The sequence below is a fragment of the Streptomyces sp. AK08-02 genome (assembly GCF_033795085.1).
GTDB classification, from domain to species: domain Bacteria; phylum Actinomycetota; class Actinomycetes; order Streptomycetales; family Streptomycetaceae; genus Streptomyces; species Streptomyces echiniscabiei.
In genome coordinates, this window is the sequence record NZ_JARAZV010000030.1 from 56964 (window position 1) to 72636 (window position 15673).

Annotated in this window: 17 protein-coding genes and 1 other RNA gene; 15 read left to right on the plus strand and 3 right to left on the minus strand. The window is 71.2% G+C overall.

Annotation, left to right across the window (positions count from 1 at the left end):
- Positions 1–10: 10 nt before the first annotated feature.
- The 4 genes from PV734_RS42815 (at position 11) to PV734_RS42830 (ending at position 3823) form a co-directional block, all read left to right on the plus strand.
- Positions 11–1189 carry a S41 family peptidase gene (locus PV734_RS42815; RefSeq protein ID WP_319294745.1) on the plus strand — a complete coding sequence of 393 codons (1179 nt, stop codon included), beginning with the start codon at positions 11–13 and terminating at the stop codon, positions 1187–1189.
- A gap of 69 nt (positions 1190–1258) precedes the next feature.
- Positions 1259–1741, plus strand: coding sequence for an SsrA-binding protein SmpB (gene smpB / locus PV734_RS42820; RefSeq protein ID WP_319092552.1), 483 nt, complete (start codon positions 1259–1261; stop codon positions 1739–1741).
- Positions 1742–1916: 175 nt separating this feature from the next.
- Positions 1917–2319: a transfer-messenger RNA gene (gene ssrA, locus PV734_RS42825) on the plus strand.
- 115 nt (positions 2320–2434) lie between these two features.
- Positions 2435–3823 (plus strand): ankyrin repeat domain-containing protein, encoded by a 1389-nt coding sequence (locus tag PV734_RS42830; RefSeq protein ID WP_319294746.1) that lies wholly within the window; start codon positions 2435–2437, stop codon positions 3821–3823.
- 6 nt (positions 3824–3829) lie between these two features.
- Here PV734_RS42830 and PV734_RS42835 read toward each other — a convergent pair whose 3' ends face one another.
- Together PV734_RS42835 and PV734_RS42840 are read right to left on the minus strand one after the other, a co-directional pair.
- Positions 3830–4099 (minus strand): DUF397 domain-containing protein, encoded by a 270-nt coding sequence (locus PV734_RS42835; RefSeq protein ID WP_319294748.1) that lies wholly within the window; start codon positions 4097–4099, stop codon positions 3830–3832.
- An 8-nt stretch (positions 4100–4107) separates the two neighbouring features.
- Positions 4108–4944, minus strand: coding sequence for a helix-turn-helix transcriptional regulator (locus PV734_RS42840; RefSeq protein WP_319294750.1), 837 nt, complete (start codon positions 4942–4944; stop codon positions 4108–4110).
- Between the two features lie 223 nt (positions 4945–5167).
- On the opposite strand from PV734_RS42840, the gene PV734_RS42845 reads away from it, so the two are divergent.
- From PV734_RS42845 to tsaE, 7 genes are all read left to right on the plus strand, one after another.
- A complete protein-coding gene (locus tag PV734_RS42845; RefSeq protein WP_319092547.1) occupies positions 5168–5602 on the plus strand; it encodes an ATP-binding protein in 435 nt (144 codons plus the stop codon).
- Positions 5603–5747: 145 nt separating this feature from the next.
- Complete coding sequence (locus PV734_RS42850) at positions 5748–6119, plus strand: holo-ACP synthase (RefSeq protein WP_319092546.1); 372 nt, start codon at positions 5748–5750, stop codon at positions 6117–6119.
- A 66-nt stretch (positions 6120–6185) separates the two neighbouring features.
- The gene (locus PV734_RS42855; protein ID WP_319294752.1) at positions 6186–7667 is read left to right on the plus strand and encodes an NAD(P)H-hydrate dehydratase; all 1482 of its coding nucleotides are present in this window, start codon (positions 6186–6188) and stop codon (positions 7665–7667) included.
- 130 nt (positions 7668–7797) lie between these two features.
- Positions 7798–8688: a L,D-transpeptidase family protein gene (locus tag PV734_RS42860; protein ID WP_319092543.1), complete on the plus strand. Its 891-nt coding sequence runs from the start codon at positions 7798–7800 to the stop codon at positions 8686–8688.
- A 43-nt stretch (positions 8689–8731) separates the two neighbouring features.
- Positions 8732–9901, plus strand: a complete 1170-nt coding sequence (gene alr, locus PV734_RS42865; protein WP_319092542.1) for an alanine racemase — start codon at positions 8732–8734, stop codon at positions 9899–9901.
- A 222-nt stretch (positions 9902–10123) separates the two neighbouring features.
- Positions 10124–11386: an alpha/beta hydrolase gene (locus PV734_RS42870; RefSeq protein WP_319092541.1), complete on the plus strand. Its 1263-nt coding sequence runs from the start codon at positions 10124–10126 to the stop codon at positions 11384–11386.
- Positions 11349–11888 carry a tRNA (adenosine(37)-N6)-threonylcarbamoyltransferase complex ATPase subunit type 1 TsaE gene (tsaE, locus tag PV734_RS42875; RefSeq protein WP_319294754.1) on the plus strand — a complete coding sequence of 180 codons (540 nt, stop codon included), beginning with the start codon at positions 11349–11351 and terminating at the stop codon, positions 11886–11888. Before PV734_RS42870 ends, tsaE begins: the two co-directional genes overlap by 38 nt.
- Before the next feature lie 329 nt (positions 11889–12217).
- Here tsaE and PV734_RS42885 read toward each other — a convergent pair whose 3' ends face one another.
- The gene (locus PV734_RS42885; RefSeq protein WP_319092538.1) at positions 12218–12772 is read right to left on the minus strand and encodes a hypothetical protein; all 555 of its coding nucleotides are present in this window, start codon (positions 12770–12772) and stop codon (positions 12218–12220) included.
- A 110-nt stretch (positions 12773–12882) separates the two neighbouring features.
- Between PV734_RS42885 and tsaB the strand changes: the two genes are divergently transcribed.
- The 4 genes from tsaB to PV734_RS42905 are packed head-to-tail and all read left to right on the plus strand — an operon-like array spanning position 12883 to position 15506.
- Positions 12883–13539, plus strand: a complete 657-nt coding sequence (gene tsaB / locus PV734_RS42890; protein ID WP_319294756.1) for a tRNA (adenosine(37)-N6)-threonylcarbamoyltransferase complex dimerization subunit type 1 TsaB — start codon at positions 12883–12885, stop codon at positions 13537–13539.
- 20 nt (positions 13540–13559) lie between these two features.
- Positions 13560–14174 carry a GNAT family N-acetyltransferase gene (locus PV734_RS42895; protein ID WP_319092619.1) on the plus strand — a complete coding sequence of 205 codons (615 nt, stop codon included), beginning with the start codon at positions 13560–13562 and terminating at the stop codon, positions 14172–14174.
- On the plus strand, positions 14167–15255 hold the full coding sequence (gene tsaD, locus PV734_RS42900) for a tRNA (adenosine(37)-N6)-threonylcarbamoyltransferase complex transferase subunit TsaD (protein ID WP_319092536.1): 1089 nt from the start codon (positions 14167–14169) through the stop codon (positions 15253–15255). Before PV734_RS42895 ends, tsaD begins: the two co-directional genes overlap by 8 nt.
- Positions 15252–15506 (plus strand): hypothetical protein, encoded by a 255-nt coding sequence (locus PV734_RS42905; protein ID WP_319092535.1) that lies wholly within the window; start codon positions 15252–15254, stop codon positions 15504–15506. Before tsaD ends, PV734_RS42905 begins: the two co-directional genes overlap by 4 nt.
- Positions 15507–15673: the final 167 nt, after the last annotated feature.

Sequence of the window (15673 nt, forward strand, 5' to 3'; positions counted from 1 at the left end):
ACTCACCGGCATGTCGGGCCGAGCACTGTTCACACAGCCCCGCCGTGCAGGCCGCGGGGCGGCTCTGACGTTGCTCTTCGCCAGTGTCCTGGTCGCCGGCGCGGCCACCGGCTCGTTCCCCGAGCCTGCCGAGCGCGAGACCGCTCTCCCGGACAGGGCCCGTTCCGCCACCCCCGTGGGGCACCACGAGGACGTCGCCGAGGCCGCCGCCGCGGCCATGGCCGACGGCAAGTCCCCCATGGAGGCCGCCGAGCGCGCCGTCAGCCGCAGCGGGGACCGCTGGGCAGCGGTGTACTCCCCCGGGGAGTACGAGGAGTTCGAGGAGGCCCTCGACGGCCGGTACACGGGCGTCGGACTGTGGGCGCGGCGCGAGCGGGACGGCCGTATCGAGGTCACCAGGGTGCGGTCCGGGTCACCCGCGGCCGGCGCCGGGATCCGTAGCGGAGACCGGTTGCGGAGTGTCGACGGCCACGCGGTCGACGGGCAGCCGGTCACCGAGGTCGTCTCCTTACTGCGCGGTGACACGCAGGACGCCGCCGCCGGTACGACCGTCCGGCTCGGTCTGGAGCGCGGCACGCGCGCGTGGAGCGAGACCGTACGCCGGGCGCGGCTCTCCACGGACTCCGTGACAGTACGGCGGGTCGCCGAGAGCAAGGTCACCGTCATCCGGGTCGCCGCCTTCACCAAGGGCGTCGGTGAGGTGGTGCGCGGCGCGGTCCGGGACGCCCCGGCCGGCGCCGGGATCATTCTCGACCTGCGCGGCAACTCCGGCGGGCTGGTCACCGAGGCGGTCGCCGCCGCCTCCGCCTTCCTCGACGGCGGCCTCGTCGCCACGTACGACGTCAACGGCGAGCAGCGTGCCCTGCACGCCGATTCGGGCGGCGACACCACCCGGCCGCTGGTCGCGCTGGTCGACGGCGGCACGATGAGCGCGGCCGAGCTGCTCACCGGAGCGCTCCAGGACCGCGGGCGGGCGGTCGTCGTCGGCTCCAGGACCTTCGGCAAGGGCTCGGTGCAGATGCCGAGCCGGCTGCCCGACGGTTCCGTCGCCGAGCTGACCGTCGGCCACTACCGCACCCCTTCGGGGCGTGGCGTCGACGGCGTGGGCCTCACGCCCGACCTCGACGCCGACCGGGGAGCACTGGAACAGGCGGAGACCGTACTCAGCGGGCTGGGCGATCCCTCGTAGCCCCTGGCCCCCGGTCCCTGGTAATCGACTTTCCTTTCAGCGCCCTCATGGTGCGAAAATGGCCGCACTATGGCTAAGGAAACAGGGCGCAAGCTGATCGCCCAGAACAAGAAGGCGCGCCACGACTACGCCATCATCGACACCTACGAGGCCGGTCTGGTCCTCACCGGTACCGAGGTGAAGTCGCTGCGCCAGGGGCGGGCCTCGCTCGTCGACGGCTTCGTGCAGCTCGACGGGAACGAGGCGTGGCTGCACAACGTGCACGTGCCGGAGTACAGCCAGGGGACCTGGACCAACCACAGCGCGCGGCGCAAGCGGAAGCTGCTGCTGCACCGCGCCGAGATCGACAAGCTGGAGTCCAAGTCGGGGGAGTCGGGGCTCGCGATCGTGCCCCTCGCCCTGTACTTCAAGGACGGCCGGGCGAAGATCGAGATCGCGCTGGCGCGAGGCAAGAAGGAGTACGACAAGCGACAGACGCTGCGGGAGAAGCAGGACCGGCGCGAGACGGACCGGGCGGTCTCGGCGGTGCGGCGCAAGCAGCAGCACGGGTAGCACGGGTAGCACCGTGCGGTGGCTCCACCGACGGCGCGACCGACGGCTCGACCGGCGGGCGGAATATTGGTGGCACGCGCGCGCGTTGGTCACGTACGATGGCAACTGCACCTCACCGAAGGTGCGCCACCCTCCTCGGAGGGACTCCTCTGCGGAGGAATTGAAAAAACAACATGGGGATGATCGGTTTCGACAGCGGATGTCGAAGCAGGTGAAGCGTGTCGAGGAAGCGGCCATGATCTCGTAAACCACAGGCCGAAAAAAATAATCGCCAATTCCAACAGCGATTCTCCCGCGCAGCAGTTCTCTCTCGCCGCCTGATTTCAGGTAGCGACGAGCCTGCTCCGCACTAATGGGAGTGTCAGCCCGGGAGTGTTCCCGACCCGGATCCTGGCATCAGCTAGGGGACTAAACCTTGATCCCGGTCACGGGGTGAAGAGGGAAATCTAACAGTGACTGGGCCCGTCGGCGACTTGTTCGCGTGATTGCCGGGGCCGAGAAAAGCACAGCGAACTGCACACGGAGAAGCCCTGATTCCGCACCGTTGGACGCGGGTTCGATTCCCGCCATCTCCACAATTCCCATGTTATGCAGTGCACGCAGTGTCCAAGGGCCCCGTCGCTTTCGAGCGACGGGGCCCTTGGCGTGCTGTGTTCGTGCCTTGCGCGGGACTTCTGAGGGATGGGGCGGGGGATGACGGAGGAAGCAGAGGAAGCACTCGACAGTCGGCTCAGGTCGGCGGTTCGGGCAGGGGACGCCGAGGCGGTGCGGGTTCTGTTGGAGGAGGGCGCCGACCCGAACACCCTGGACACCGGTGGCGGCACTGACGCGGATGCGCTGCCGGTGCTGTGTGTGGCTGTCGCCGCTTATGACCAAGCGGTCGCCGAGGCGCTGGTGGAGGGCGGGGCAGACCCCGACCGGGTGCTGCCGGACGGGACCACGCCTCTGTGGCGCGCCGTCGACGGAGGTTCCCCGGCGGTCTTCTCGGCGGTGCTGGGCAAGGAGCCCCGGCTGCGGATGCCGGTGGAGGCCCGGGAACGGCTGCTCACTCTGGCGAGGGGTTGGTACGAGACGGGTGCGGCCGAGGGACTCCGGCGCAGGGTGGGTGGGTCTGAGTCGGCGGTGACGGTCCGGGTGCAGGACGACGAGTACACGTGGGTCGAGCGGATGTCGCTCGGCGGGCTTGCCGTACGGGCCGGCCACGGAGCCGTCCTCACCGAGCTGGAGTGGGCCTTCCGTGTCCTGACCCCCGTCGACGAGCTGATCGGCCGCGCCGTCGATCCGCCCGATGACGAGCACGTGAACTGGTCGACGGTCTGCTGGATCCTCGTCCAGCGCCGCAGCTTCGAGACCTGGTCGGCGGTGGTCGCCCACCGTCACGACTCCGACCGGGTGCACCGACGGTTCGTACTGGACTACCTGCGGTCGCGGTCGTTCATGTACAACAGCGATCCCGTCGACGAGCAGCGCGACAGTGACTTCCTGGCTGCCTGGGCGGCAGAAGAGACAGACAGTGGGATGCTCGCGAAGCTGCTGGACGCCTACACCGGGTACACGCACCAGGACCAGGAGACCATCGGGCTTCGCTACGCCGACCACCCCGACCCCCGGGTCCGTCGCGAAGTGCCCTACGCCCTCTCGACGCACGGTGTCCCCCTGCCTCCCCTGACCCCTCTGGCCAGGGCCGGGTTGCTCACCCTCATGCGCGACCCGGACGCCCAGGTACGGGTCGGTGCGTGCGGGGTGGGCATGCGGGACGACAGCCTCCTCCCGGAGATCGGCCAGGCACTGCTTCTCCTGGTCGAGGACCGGCACGCGGACGCGTGGCACACGGCGGTGGAGACGCTCGCCGGTTCCCGAATCCGCACGCCCGCAGTGGCCGACGCACTGGTTGCGCTTCTTGACCACGATGACCAGCTCGTGCGTCTGGAAGCCGCCTATGGGCTTGCGGTGCGTGATGACCCGCGCACCGAGGAGGCGATCGGCCGGGTGGGGCCTCTCGGCGCCGGGTTCGAGCACGACCACCGTGTCAGTGCGTTCTATTGGTGGCAGGTGCGGAAGGCGAATCCGACCGACGCGTGAGGGTGTCTACGACGTCCTGGGGGCCTTGCGCGTGGGCGACTTGAGGGAGTCGATGAACGGGGTGTAGGCGGAGGGCGGGAAGGTGAGGGTGCGGGTGGCTGGGGCCTTGGAGTCACGGATGGCTATGTGGGTGGGGGAGTTGGCGATCTCCACGCACTCGTTGCCGTCGCCCGGGCCCGAGTAGGACGACTTTCGCCAGGTTTCAGGGATGGCTATCTCCACGCAGTTGTTGCCGTCGTCGGGGCCGGAGTAGGACGACTTCCGCCAGTTGCCCATCGGGTACCTCACAGCTCTTTCGCCAACCGGTTCATGAAGTCACGCGACCGTGAGGGGTCGAGTGATACGGCTTCCACCTTACGGAAGCGCGTGCGAAAGGCGCTGAGCTGTCCTTCGGAGTCGATGAAGGCTGAGCCATGGGGTACGTCACGCACCACCGTGTCCAGTTTGGGTACGGAGCCACCCACGTACGTCATGGTGCTGGCGGCTCTGGCGAAGCCATCCAGATCGAAGGGGATGACGCGAACGGTGACGTGGTCCGCTTCGGAGCGCTCCATGAGTTTGGCGAGTTGAGCACGGGCAGCGGCACGGTCGCTGACCCTGATGCGCAGGGCCGACTCGTGGATCACCAGCTCGTACGGGATGGAGAGCTGCTGGCGCCTCATTCGGTGGCCGACGCGCAACTCAAGCTCGTCGTGCGTTAGTTCGGGAACCCGGCCGGAGAAAACTGCGCGAGCGTAGTCGTCGGTCTGCAACAGGCCGGGTACGTACAGAACGGCTACCTCGTGCTGGAAAACGGCGTGGTGATCCAGCTCCGACAAGTCCAGGAAGGATGTGGGCAGCAGCCCCCGGTACTCCTCCCACCAGCCGCGCGTTCGGTCGGTGGCCATCGCGACCAAGGCGTCGATGAACTCCTTGTCCATGCAGGCGTAGTGGGATGCGAGGCGGCGGAGTCGTGGCTCGCTCACGCCCGCGAGTCCGTTTTCGATGTGACTCATCTGGACGCGATTCGCCCCCAGCAGTGCTGCTGCCTCGATGGCGGTGAGTCCTGCCCCTTCGCGGAGTCTGCGCAACTCGACTCCCAGGCGCAGTTGACGCGCCGTGGGTTCGCGCCTCAGGACCATCCAATAGCTCCTTGCTCAACATGGCTTCCGGTGCCGCCCGTTCGGGTCAGATTACGCGATCAGCTTGCTCGGGATTACAAGTTAGACGTACCGTCGGTGACGCGACGCACACTCTGCGGCACCCCGGGGATCCGGAAGCGCACCACTCCGTCCTGCCACGACGGCTGCGGCATGCCACCGCCCGCCCGACCGCAACCCCCCACCACCGAACGGGAGTTGACGCATGCCCGAAACCGAGACAGAAACCCGGCCCGAGCCCGAGCCCTGGGAGTACTCCCTCTACATCCCCAACGACCTCCGAGCCGTCACCGTCAGCCGCCGCACCCTCCGCCTCATCCTGACCATGCACGGGCTGATCGGCCTCGTCGACGTCGCCGAACTCCTCGCCACCGAGCTCGTTTCCAACGCCGTACGGCACACCAAGGGCCCCGCCGCCCTCCGCGTCCGCTGGTCCGGCGGCGTCCTGCGGATCGGAGCCTGGGACGCGGACCCTCGACCGCCGGAGCCGCCACGGGAGTTGGAACAGCTTGTCGAGTCGCAGGACGGGCGCGGACTCGGGATGGTGGTGGCTTGTTCCGATCTCTGGGGGTGGCAGCCGCTGAGCCGGTTCGGGAATCGCGGGAAATTCGTGTGGTGCGAGCTGCGAGCCGCCGCATGATGCGCCCGGACCTGGAAGAGGAAGTCTGGTCGCCTGGATACGCCGAGCAGTGACCGTGCTGGAAGCAAGGACCTGTTCGCCGGGTACCCGGAGCTTGCGCCGGGTGCTGCTCCTGAACAGGGCTGACGGATCGTAGAGTGCCCGGATGAGCATCATCGGAGTCGGGATCGACGTCGCCGAGATCGAGCGGTTCCGGGCCTCGCTTGAGCGGACGCCCGGGCTGGCCCAACGGCTGTTTCTGGAGAGCGAGTTGCTGCTGCCCAGCGGGGAGCGGCGCGGGGCCGCCTCGCTCGCCGCCCGGTTCGCCGCGAAGGAGGCGCTCGCCAAGGCGCTGGGCGCTCCGGGCGGCATGCTCTGGACCGACGCCGAGGTCTGCGTCGAGGACAGTGGGCGGCCCTGGCTGCGGGTGACGGGGACGGTGGCGGCGCGTGCCGCCGAGCTCGGGGTGCGGTCGTGGCATGTGTCGCTGAGCCATGACGCGGGGGTGGCCTCGGCTGTGGTGATCGCGGAGGCGTAGGCCCCAGCGAAGAGGGCCGCCCGTGTGCGGCGAGCCGGGTCGGGAGTCGTGCGGGAGACTCGGTGTATGCGAACTGCGTACGGCGTGGAGACGGTACGGGCGGCCGAGCGTGAGCTGATGGCGCGGCTGCCGGAAGGTGCGCTCATGCAGCGCGCGGCGGCCGGACTGGCCGTCGCCTGCGGTCAGTTGATGGGGCGGGTGTACGGCCGCCGGGTCGTTCTTCTCATCGGCAGCGGTGACAACGGCGGCGACGCCCTGTACGCCGGTGCCCGGCTCGCCCGGCGCGGAGCGGGCGTCACGGCGCTGCTGCTCGCCCCGGAGCGCACGCACGCCGGGGGGCTCGCGGCGCTCCGGGCAGCGGGCGGGACGGCCATTTCGGCGTCCGGGTCCGGTGCCGCCGAAGGGGTCATCCGACGCGCCGATCTCGTCGTCGACGGCATCGTCGGGATCGGGGGGCGGGGTGGCCTGCGGGGTGATGCCGTGGCGTTGGTGGACGTCGTGCGCGAGGCGGGGGGCGCCGTTGTCGCCGTCGATCTGCCCAGCGGGGTCGACGCCGACAGCGGTGAGGTGTCCGGGGCGGCGGTCCGGGCCGATCTGACCGTGACCTTCGGGACCCACAAGCCGGGGCTGCTCATCGATCCGGCGCGGGAGTACGCCGGTACCGTGCGGCTCGTCGACATCGGGCTCGGGGAGGTGCTTCCCGGGCGCGCTGAGCTGGAGGCGTTGCAACACACGGACGTCGCCCGGCTGTTGCCGGTGCCCGGGGTCGAGAGTGACAAGTATCGGAGAGGGGTCGTCGGGATCGCGGCGGGGTCGGCGCGGTATCCGGGGGCCGCTGTGCTGGCCGTCGCGGGCGCGCTCCGGGGCGGCGCCGGAGCCGTGCGGTACGTGGGGCCGGCCGCCGACGCGGTGATCGCCCGCTTTCCCGAGGTGCTCGTGTCCGACCAGGGGCCGCACAAGGCGGGGCGTGTCCAGGCGTGGGTCGTGGGGCCCGGGGCCGGGGACGACGCCGCCACGGTCGCCGAGGTCCTGGAGGCGGACGTACCCGTGCTGATCGACGCGGACGGGCTGCGGCTGGCGGACCGGGACGCGGTGCGGGGGCGTATCGCGCCGACGCTGATGACCCCGCACGCCGGGGAGGCCGCCGCGCTGCTCGGCGTGGGGCGCGGGGAGGTGGAGGGGGGCCGGTTGTCGGCCGTGCGTGAGCTTGCCGCGCGATACGGGGCGACCGTTCTCCTCAAGGGCTCCACCACGCTGATCGCCGATTCGGAGGGGGGCGCCGTGCGGGTGAACGCGACCGGCACCGGGTGGCTCGCCACCGCCGGCAGCGGAGACGTGCTGTCGGGGCTGTGCGGGTCGTTGCTGGCGGCGGGCCTCTCGGCGCCGGACGCGGGGAGCGTGGGGGCGTATCTGCACGGGCTCGCCGGGAGGCTGGCGGCCGAGGGGGCACCGGTGGGGGCGCACGATGTGGCGGAGGGGGTGCGCCGGGCCTGGCAGGACGTTCGGGACGGGCGGGACGGGCGGCGGCGGGGTGCTCGGGGCCAGTGAGACAGCCGGCCAGGTGACTCGTCGCCCAGCGACCTCATGACCAGGCGACGCACCGCCGGGTGACGCACGGTCGGGTGACCCCGCCGCGCGGCTGACCCCGGCGGCGTCAACCCCACGTTCTCCTGATCGCATGATCAGTCGACCGATCGTCCTGCGAGGGCTCGCCGCGCTCCTTGTCGCGAGTGCCGTGCTGCCCGTCGGCCCCGCCGTCGCGGATCCCGTGCCGTCACCCGCCTCCGGCCCCGAGGGTGTCCTCGTCCCCGGTGTGCCCCCCGCTCCCTCCCAGCCCTGGACCTTCGACACCCCGGACCAGCTGCTCGCGCCACGGGTGTACACGCCGACGGGGCAGGAGGACGCCGTCGAGCCGGCCGAGGCCGCGAAGGGGACGTACGACCTCATCGAGTACGTACCCCTCCGTGACGCTGCCGGGAAAGTGGCCTGTTCCAAGCTGGCCGGGCCCTATCAGCGGCAGATCGAGTTCTGGCTGAAGCTCAAGGTGGACGGGAAGCAGTCCGCGTCCGACTGTGTCGCCATCCGGGCGTTCCAGCGGAAGTACAAGATCAAGCCCGCCAGCGGATTCGCCGGGCCCGTCACCTGGTCGCGTATGCAGCTGCTGTCCGCGAGGAAGAACCCGAACGCCGCCGGCAAGTGCCCCGTACGGACCTACCGCGTCGCCTGTGTCGATCTCGGGCGGCAGCTGACCTGGGTGCAGAAGGGAAAGAAGGTCGTCTACGGGCCCGTGCCCGTCCGGAGCGGACGTACCGCCTATCCGACACGCGGTGGGTGGCACAAGGTGTACTGGAAGCACAAGAACCACCACTCCACCCTCTACGACACCCCCATGCCCTACGCCCAGTTCTTCAGCGGCGGCCAGGCCTTCCACGCCGTCTACGGCAGCATCCACACCACCGTCGGCTCCATGGGCTGCGTCAATATGCGGCTCGCCGACGCCCGTACCCTCTGGGGCGTTCTGAAGACGGGCGACCGGGTGTACGTGTGGGGACGACGGGCCGCGGGGTAGCCGCGGGTGTGCTCCGCGGTCCCTCTGAGACACTGGGGGCGCCATGAGTGAGACAGCAGCCCCGCCGGCCGCCGCCCTGCGAGCCCGCGCCGAGATCGACCTGGCCGCCCTGCGGGCCAACGTACGGACCCTGCGTGCCCGCGCGCGCGGGGCGGTCCTGATGGCCGTCGTCAAGTCCGACGCGTACGGCCACGGGGCGCTCCGGTGTGCGCGGGCGGCCGTCGAGGCGGGCGCCGAGTGGCTCGGCACCGCCACCCCGGAGGAGGCCCTCGCCCTGCGGCGGCCGGACTCCGGGATCCCCCGCCATGTCCGGGTCATGTGCTGGCTCTGGACGCCGGGCGGGCCCTGGCAGGAGGCCGTCGAGGCCGACGTCGACGTGTCGGTGGGCGGGATGTGGGCCCTGCGCGAGGTGGTCGAGGCCGCTGCCGCCGCCCGGCGGCCCGCTCGTGTCCAGCTGAAGGCCGACACGGGGCTCGGGCGCGGCGGCTGTCAGCCGGGGGACGACTGGTGCGCGCTCGTCGCCGCCGCGCTGCGCGCCGAGCGCGACGGGCTGATCCGGGTGACCGGGCTCTGGTCCCACCTCGCCTGCGCCGACGAACCCGAACACCCGTCCGTCGACGCCCAGCTCACCCGCTTCCACGAGATGGTCGCGTACGCCGAACGGCACGGCCTGCGGCCCGAGGTGCGGCATCTCGCCAACTCGCCCGCCGTGCTCAGCCGTCCGGACACGCACTTCGACCTCGTACGGACGGGCGTGGCCGTCTACGGCATCTCGCCGAGCCCGGAGATCGGGACCTCCGTCGACCTGGGCCTTCGCCCGGTGATGACGCTGGCGGCCTCACTCGCGCTGGTCAAGCACGTACCGGGCGGCCACGGCGTCAGCTACGGGCACCACTACGTCACTCCCGGCGCCACCACCCTCGGTCTCGTCCCCGTCGGCTACGCGGACGGCATCCCGCGCCACGCCTCCGGCACCGGCCCCGTCCTGATCGGCGGCAAGTGGCGGACCGTGGCAGGCCGGGTCGCCATGGACCAGTTCGTCGTCGACCTAGGGGGCGACGAGCCCGAAGCGGGCGCGGAGGTCCTGCTCTTCGGGCCCGGTGACCGGGGTGAGCCCACCGCCGAGGACTGGGCACAGGCGGCCGGGACGATCGCGTACGAAATCGTCACCCGCATCGGAACCCGGGTGCCACGCGTCTACGTGAATGAGTAACAAGAGGGCGGTCGGGGGGTAGTCGCCGGTAAGGTCCTCCGGCCCGGAGGGAGGCACGAGTAACCCGGCGACTCCGCCTCCTTCTTCCCCGTCAGGGCCCCCAGCCCTGACAGCCCCGTCAGCCCTACCGGCTCAGCAGTCCAACTGCTTCAGCAACATCAGTAACTCCAGCAACTCAGGCCTACCCAGCAGTTTCAGTGGATCTCCAGCGAGGAGCGGTACGTGAGCGAGAGCAGTGCGGAGGTCGTCGCGAGCGCCGCCACCGCGGTCGTGGCCTCCGCCGCCGAGGTGTCGACCGGGGGCTGGCGCCGAGCGACCGGCATCGCGGGCGTCGCCATAGGGGTGGTCGCCGCCGGCGCCGCCGCGGGTGTCGCCGTCGAGCGGCTCACCGTGGGGCGCGGTATGCGCGAGAGGGCGCGGCTCGTGCTCGACTCGGCGGGCCCCTACGGCGCGCTGCGCGGCACCCCGGGCAAGGCGTACGCCGACGACGGCACCGAGCTGTACTACGAGGTCGACGACGTCGACCCGGAGGCCGGGCCCGCCCTCACCCCGCGTCGGCGGCGGCTCTTCGGGCGCAAGGCCCCGGCCCCCGTCACCGTCGTCTTCAGCCACGGCTACTGCCTCAACCAGGACTCCTGGCACTTCCAGCGGACCGCCCTGCGCGGTGTCGTCCGCAGCGTGTACTGGGACCAGCGCAGCCATGGGCGGTCCGGACGCGGGGCCGCCCAGCGGGGCGACGGGACGCCCGTCTCCATCGACCAGCTCGGACGGGACCTGAAGGCCGTCCTCGACGCCGCCGTGCCCGAGGGGCCGATCGTGCTCGTCGGGCACTCCATGGGCGGGATGACCGTCATGGCCTTCGCCGACGAGTACCCGGACGTCGTACGGGAGCGGGTCGTCGGGATCGCCTTCGTGGGTACGTCCTCGGGGCGGCTCGGCGAGGTCAACTTCGGGCTGCCCGTCGCGGGCGTGAACGCCGTCCGGCGGGTGCTCCCCGGTGTACTGAAGGCGCTGGGGCAGCAGGCCGAGTGGGTGGAGCGGGGGCGGCGGGCCACCGCCGATCTCTTCACCGGCATCATCAAGCGGTACTCGTTCGCTTCGCGGGACGTCGATCCCGCCGTCGCCCGGTTCGCCGAGCGGATGATCGAGGGCACGCCCATCGACGTCGTCGCCGAGTTCTACCCGGCCTTCACCGAGCACGACAAGACCGAGGCCCTCGCCCACTTCAGGGACCTGCCCGTGCTGGTGCTGGCCGGGGTCGGGGACCTCGTCACCCCGAGCGAGCACAGCGAGGCCATCGCCGATCTGCTGCCGGACGCCGAGCTGGTCCTCGTGCCGGACGCCGGTCACCTGGTGATGCTGGAGCACCCCGAGGTGGTCACCGACCGGCTCGCCGACCTGCTCACCCGCGCGGGTGCCGTGCCGGCAGGGGCTACGGTTTCCGGTTATGGAAGCACCAGCAGCAGCGCACGAAGGCCCGGCTGAGTCCCCCTCGTGCCCCACGTCCGCCCTGTCGTTCGAGCTCACCGTCAACTCACCCGACGAGATGCGGGAGTTGGGCCGCAGGCTCGCCGGTCTGCTCCGGGCCGGCGACCTCGTCATGCTCACCGGTGAGCTGGGCGCGGGCAAGACGACGCTGACGCGCGGGCTCGGCGAGGGGCTCGGGGTCCGGGGCGCGGTCACCTCGCCCACCTTCGTGATCGCCCGTGTCCACCCCTCCCTCGGTGAGGGGCCGCCGCTGGTCCACGTGGACGCGTACCGGCTGGCCGGCGGTCTCGACGACATGGAGGACCTCGACCTCGACGTCTCGCTGCCCGAGTCCGTCATCGTCGTGGAGTGGGGCGAGGGCAAGGTCGAGGAGCTGACCGACGACCGGCTCCATCTCCTGATCCACCGGGCCGTCGGAGACACCACGGACGAGGTGCGGCACGTCACCCTCACGGGGGTGGGGGAGCGGTGGGCGACGGTTGACCTGAGTGCCGTGTGAACGTTCGCGTGAATGTTCCGACAATCCGTCGGCAAGATGTTGCGTCGGGTGTCCCGGCCGTGGTCACATGGTACCCAGCTCGTAGTTAGGTTTACCTAACTACGTCCGCCCCCGGACTTCAGGAGGCGTCCATGTCGGCTACCGAGAACACGAGCGCGAGCATGAGCATGAACGCGCCCAGGCCGAAGCGGAACGCGGTCCCCGGGGTGTCCATGCGCGATCTGCTGGCGTCCTGTGCCGCCGCCCGTGCGGTCTCGACACCGCCGCGTCCGCCCGAGGTGTCCGTCCGGCGGCAGCCGGAAGCCGCCTAGGACAGCCCCCTGGCCCGTTCAGCGGATCACGACGACCTTCTCGCCGATCGTCGCGAACTCCCACATGGCGTCCCCGTCCGTCCGCGTCTCCCGGATGCCCCCCGTGCGTGCCTCCGGGTCGGCCTGTTGAGGCGGGAGGTCCACCGCCGCGCTGAAGCCGATGGCCACGCCGTCCACGCCGGTGAACCGCACGACGTGCTCGATCGGGGTGCCGTCGGTCCCCGTGATCGAGTTCGAGCGGGACGTGACCAGATAGCTGCCCGGCGCCGGATCGACCGTGCCCGGCGCGACGGTGAACGAGCGGCGCGCCCTGCCGTCCGTGCCGACCAGCCACACCCGGTCGTCCTCCAGGGAGTACACGACCCGTCTGCCCGCGCCGGAGCCGGCCGGCAGCGCCCCCGGGTGCCGGGTGTCCCGGGGGACCTTCTCGGTGGTCACCGGCGTCGAGGAGGACAGGCGCTCGTCGCCCGGACGCGAGGGGGCGTTCGCCGAGGCCTGGTAGGCGAGGAAGCCGACCCCGGCGAGAGCCGCCACGGTGAGCCCGGCCACGAATCCCGAGCTGCTCCTGGTCACCAGCGCCCACCTCTTCGTCTTGTACGTCCCGTTTTGCGGTGACGGTAGCAGCAGCCGTACCGCCGACCGGAGCGGCCGTACGGGGGGCGCGGGCGCCGTAGGCTGTTCGCGTGCTCTTGCTCGCTCTGGATACCGCCACCCCGGCCGTCACGGTCGCCCTGCACGACGGGACGGCCGTCGTCGCCGCGTCGAGCCAGGTCGACGCGCGCCGGCACGGGGAACTGCTGCTGCCCGCCGTCGACCGGATCCTCGCCGAGGCGGGCAGGGGCCTCGACGCCGTCACCGGCGTCGTCGTCGGCATCGGCCCCGGCCCGTACACCGGGCTGCGCGTCGGCCTGATGACCGCCGACACCTTCGGACTGGCGCTCGGCGTCCCCGTCCACGGCGTCTGCACGCTGGACGGCCTCGCCTACGCCGCCGACGTCCCGGAGGGCCCCTTCGTCGTGGCGACCGACGCCCGCCGCAAGGAGGTCTACTGGGCCCGCTACAGCGACTCCCGTACGAGGGTGACCGAGCCGTCCGTCGACCGGCCGGCGGACATCGCCGACCAGGTCGCGGGCCTGCCGGCCGTCGGCGCGGGTGCCCTGCTCTACCCGGACACCTTCCCGAGCGCGCACGCGCCGGAGCACGTCAGTGCCGCGGCCCTCGCCTCGCTGGCCGCCGAACGGCTGGCGGCGGGTGTCGAACTCCCGGCCCCCCGCCCCCTCTACCTGCGCCGCCCCGACGCCCAGGTTCCCAAGAACTACAAGGTGGTCACCCCCAAGTGACGACTGCCGTGCTGCGCGAGATGCGCTGGTGGGACATCGAGCCCGTGCTGGAGCTGGAGAAGGACCTCTTCCCCGAGGACGCCTGGTCCCGGGGCATGTTCTGGTCGGACCTGGCCCACGCGCGGGGACCGGACGCGACCCGGCGGTACTTCGTCGCCGAGGACGCCGAGAGCGCCCCGGAGGGCGGCCGGCGGATCATCGGATACGCGGGGCTCGCCACCGCCGGTACCGAATCCGACAGTGGTTCCGCCACGGGGGCCGACATCCAGACGATCGCCGTCGCCCGCGAGCACTGGGGCACGGGCCTCGGAGCACTCCTGCTGACCGAACTGCTGCGGGCGGCCACCGCGTTCGAGTGCGCCGAGGTGATGCTGGAGTGCCGGGTGGACAACGTGCGCGCCCAGAAGCTGTACGAGCGGTTCGGCTTCGAGCCCATCGGTTTCCGGCGCGGCTACTACCAGCCGGGGAACGTCGACGCCCTGGTGATGCGGCTGCGTGACCCCGCGGCATCGGTGCCGGCGCGAGAGGCCGACGAGCAGCGGACCGAGGTGCGGCAGGCCGGCGAACAGCAGACCGACGTACGGGAAACCGACGTACAGGAAACCGACGTACAAGGAACCGAGAGCAATGGCTGACTCCAAGGACGTGCCGCTCGTCCTCGGCATCGAGACCTCCTGTGACGAGACCGGCGTCGGTGTCGTGCGGGGGACCACGCTCCTCGCGGACGCCATCGCGTCCAGCGTCGACGAGCACGCCCGGTTCGGGGGTGTCGTGCCCGAGGTGGCGTCCCGCGCGCACCTCGAAGCCATGGTGCCCACCATCGAGCGGGCGCTGAAGGAGGCCGGGGTGAGCGCGAGGGACCTCGACGGCATCGCCGTCACCGCCGGTCCCGGGCTCGCGGGCGCGCTGCTGGTCGGGGTCTCGGCGGCGAAGGCGTACGCCTACGCGCTGGGCAAGCCGCTGTACGGCGTGAACCATCTCGCCTCCCACATCTGCGTCGACCAGCTGGAACACGGGCCGCTGCCCGAGCCGACGATGGCCCTGCTGGTCAGCGGCGGCCATTCCTCCCTCCTGTTGTCCACCGACATCACCTCGGACGTACGACCGCTGGGTGCGACCATCGACGACGCGGCCGGCGAGGCCTTCGACAAGATCGCGCGGGTGCTGAACCTCGGCTTCCCCGGCGGTCCGGTCATCGACCGGTACGCGCGCGAGGGCGACCCGACGGCCATCGCGTTCCCGCGCGGACTGACCGGGCCGCGCGATCCCGCGTACGACTTCTCCTTCTCCGGCCTCAAGACGTCCGTGGCCCGCTGGATCGAGGCGAAGCGGGCGGCGGGGGAGGAGGTGCCGGTGCGTGACGTGTCGGCCTCCTTCCAGGAGGCAGTGGTGGACGTGCTGACCAGGAAGGCGGTGCGGGCCTGCAAGGACGAGGGCGTCGACCACCTGATGATCGGCGGAGGCGTGGCCGCCAACTCGCGGCTGCGGGCGCTGGCCCAGGAGCGTTGCGAGGCGGCCGGTATCCGACTCCGGGTGCCCCGGCCCAAGTTGTGCACGGACAACGGCGCGATGGTGGCCGCGCTGGGCGCCGAGATGGTCGCCCGCAACCGGGCTCCCTCCGACTGGGACCTGTCGGCGGACTCGTCCCTGCCGGTGACCGACCCGCACGTGCCCGGTCATTCGCACGCGGTGGCCGAGGGGAACCTGTACACGTGACCGTCGCGTTGATGTGGGAGGCACGGGCCGTCGAGGGACGCGGGGACCAACTCCTCGCCTGGGCCCGGGCGAGGACGCTGTCGGCCGAACCCCTGCGCCGGGAGACACTCCGGGCTCCGGGGGACCGCGTCCTCGTCATCACGTGGTGGGACGCGGAGTACGACGCCGAGCTGCCCGAACTTCCGGAGCCGGGGGCGGAGTTGGTGGCGCGGTCGGTGCACCGGTGGCGGTTTGAGGTGATTGGCGAGTGATGCCCTGATCTCCCGTCAAGGATTGGGCAATCCCCGCTTTGCCTCCGTGAGGGGTATCGGGCCGGACGAAGCGGACAGAGGTCGCGACTCGGTGATTCCCCTTCCCTTGTCCGGTGGATCTCTTTAGATCTCCTTTATGTCCGCTGGGGTCGCCGTTGGGGCGGTCT

Coding starts and splice junctions, on each gene's coding strand:
- tsaD (WP_319092536.1), top strand. CDS start 14,167: ATGGCTGACTCCAAGGACGTGCCGCTCGTCCTCGGCATCGAGACCTCC.
- PV734_RS42835 (WP_319294748.1), bottom strand. CDS start 4,099: ATGGGCAACTGGCGGAAGTCGTCCTACTCCGGCCCCGACGACGGCAAC.
- PV734_RS42840 (WP_319294750.1), bottom strand. CDS start 4,944: ATGGTCCTGAGGCGCGAACCCACGGCGCGTCAACTGCGCCTGGGAGTC.
- PV734_RS42855 (WP_319294752.1), top strand. CDS start 6,186: ATGCGAACTGCGTACGGCGTGGAGACGGTACGGGCGGCCGAGCGTGAG.
- PV734_RS42895 (WP_319092619.1), top strand. CDS start 13,560: ATGCGCTGGTGGGACATCGAGCCCGTGCTGGAGCTGGAGAAGGACCTC.
- PV734_RS42815 (WP_319294745.1), top strand. CDS start 11: ATGTCGGGCCGAGCACTGTTCACACAGCCCCGCCGTGCAGGCCGCGGG.
- PV734_RS42860 (WP_319092543.1), top strand. CDS start 7,798: ATGATCAGTCGACCGATCGTCCTGCGAGGGCTCGCCGCGCTCCTTGTC.
- PV734_RS42830 (WP_319294746.1), top strand. CDS start 2,435: ATGACGGAGGAAGCAGAGGAAGCACTCGACAGTCGGCTCAGGTCGGCG.
- alr (WP_319092542.1), top strand. CDS start 8,732: ATGAGTGAGACAGCAGCCCCGCCGGCCGCCGCCCTGCGAGCCCGCGCC.
- PV734_RS42850 (WP_319092546.1), top strand. CDS start 5,748: ATGAGCATCATCGGAGTCGGGATCGACGTCGCCGAGATCGAGCGGTTC.
- smpB (WP_319092552.1), top strand. CDS start 1,259: ATGGCTAAGGAAACAGGGCGCAAGCTGATCGCCCAGAACAAGAAGGCG.
- tsaE (WP_319294754.1), top strand. CDS start 11,349: ATGGAAGCACCAGCAGCAGCGCACGAAGGCCCGGCTGAGTCCCCCTCG.
- PV734_RS42845 (WP_319092547.1), top strand. CDS start 5,168: ATGCCCGAAACCGAGACAGAAACCCGGCCCGAGCCCGAGCCCTGGGAG.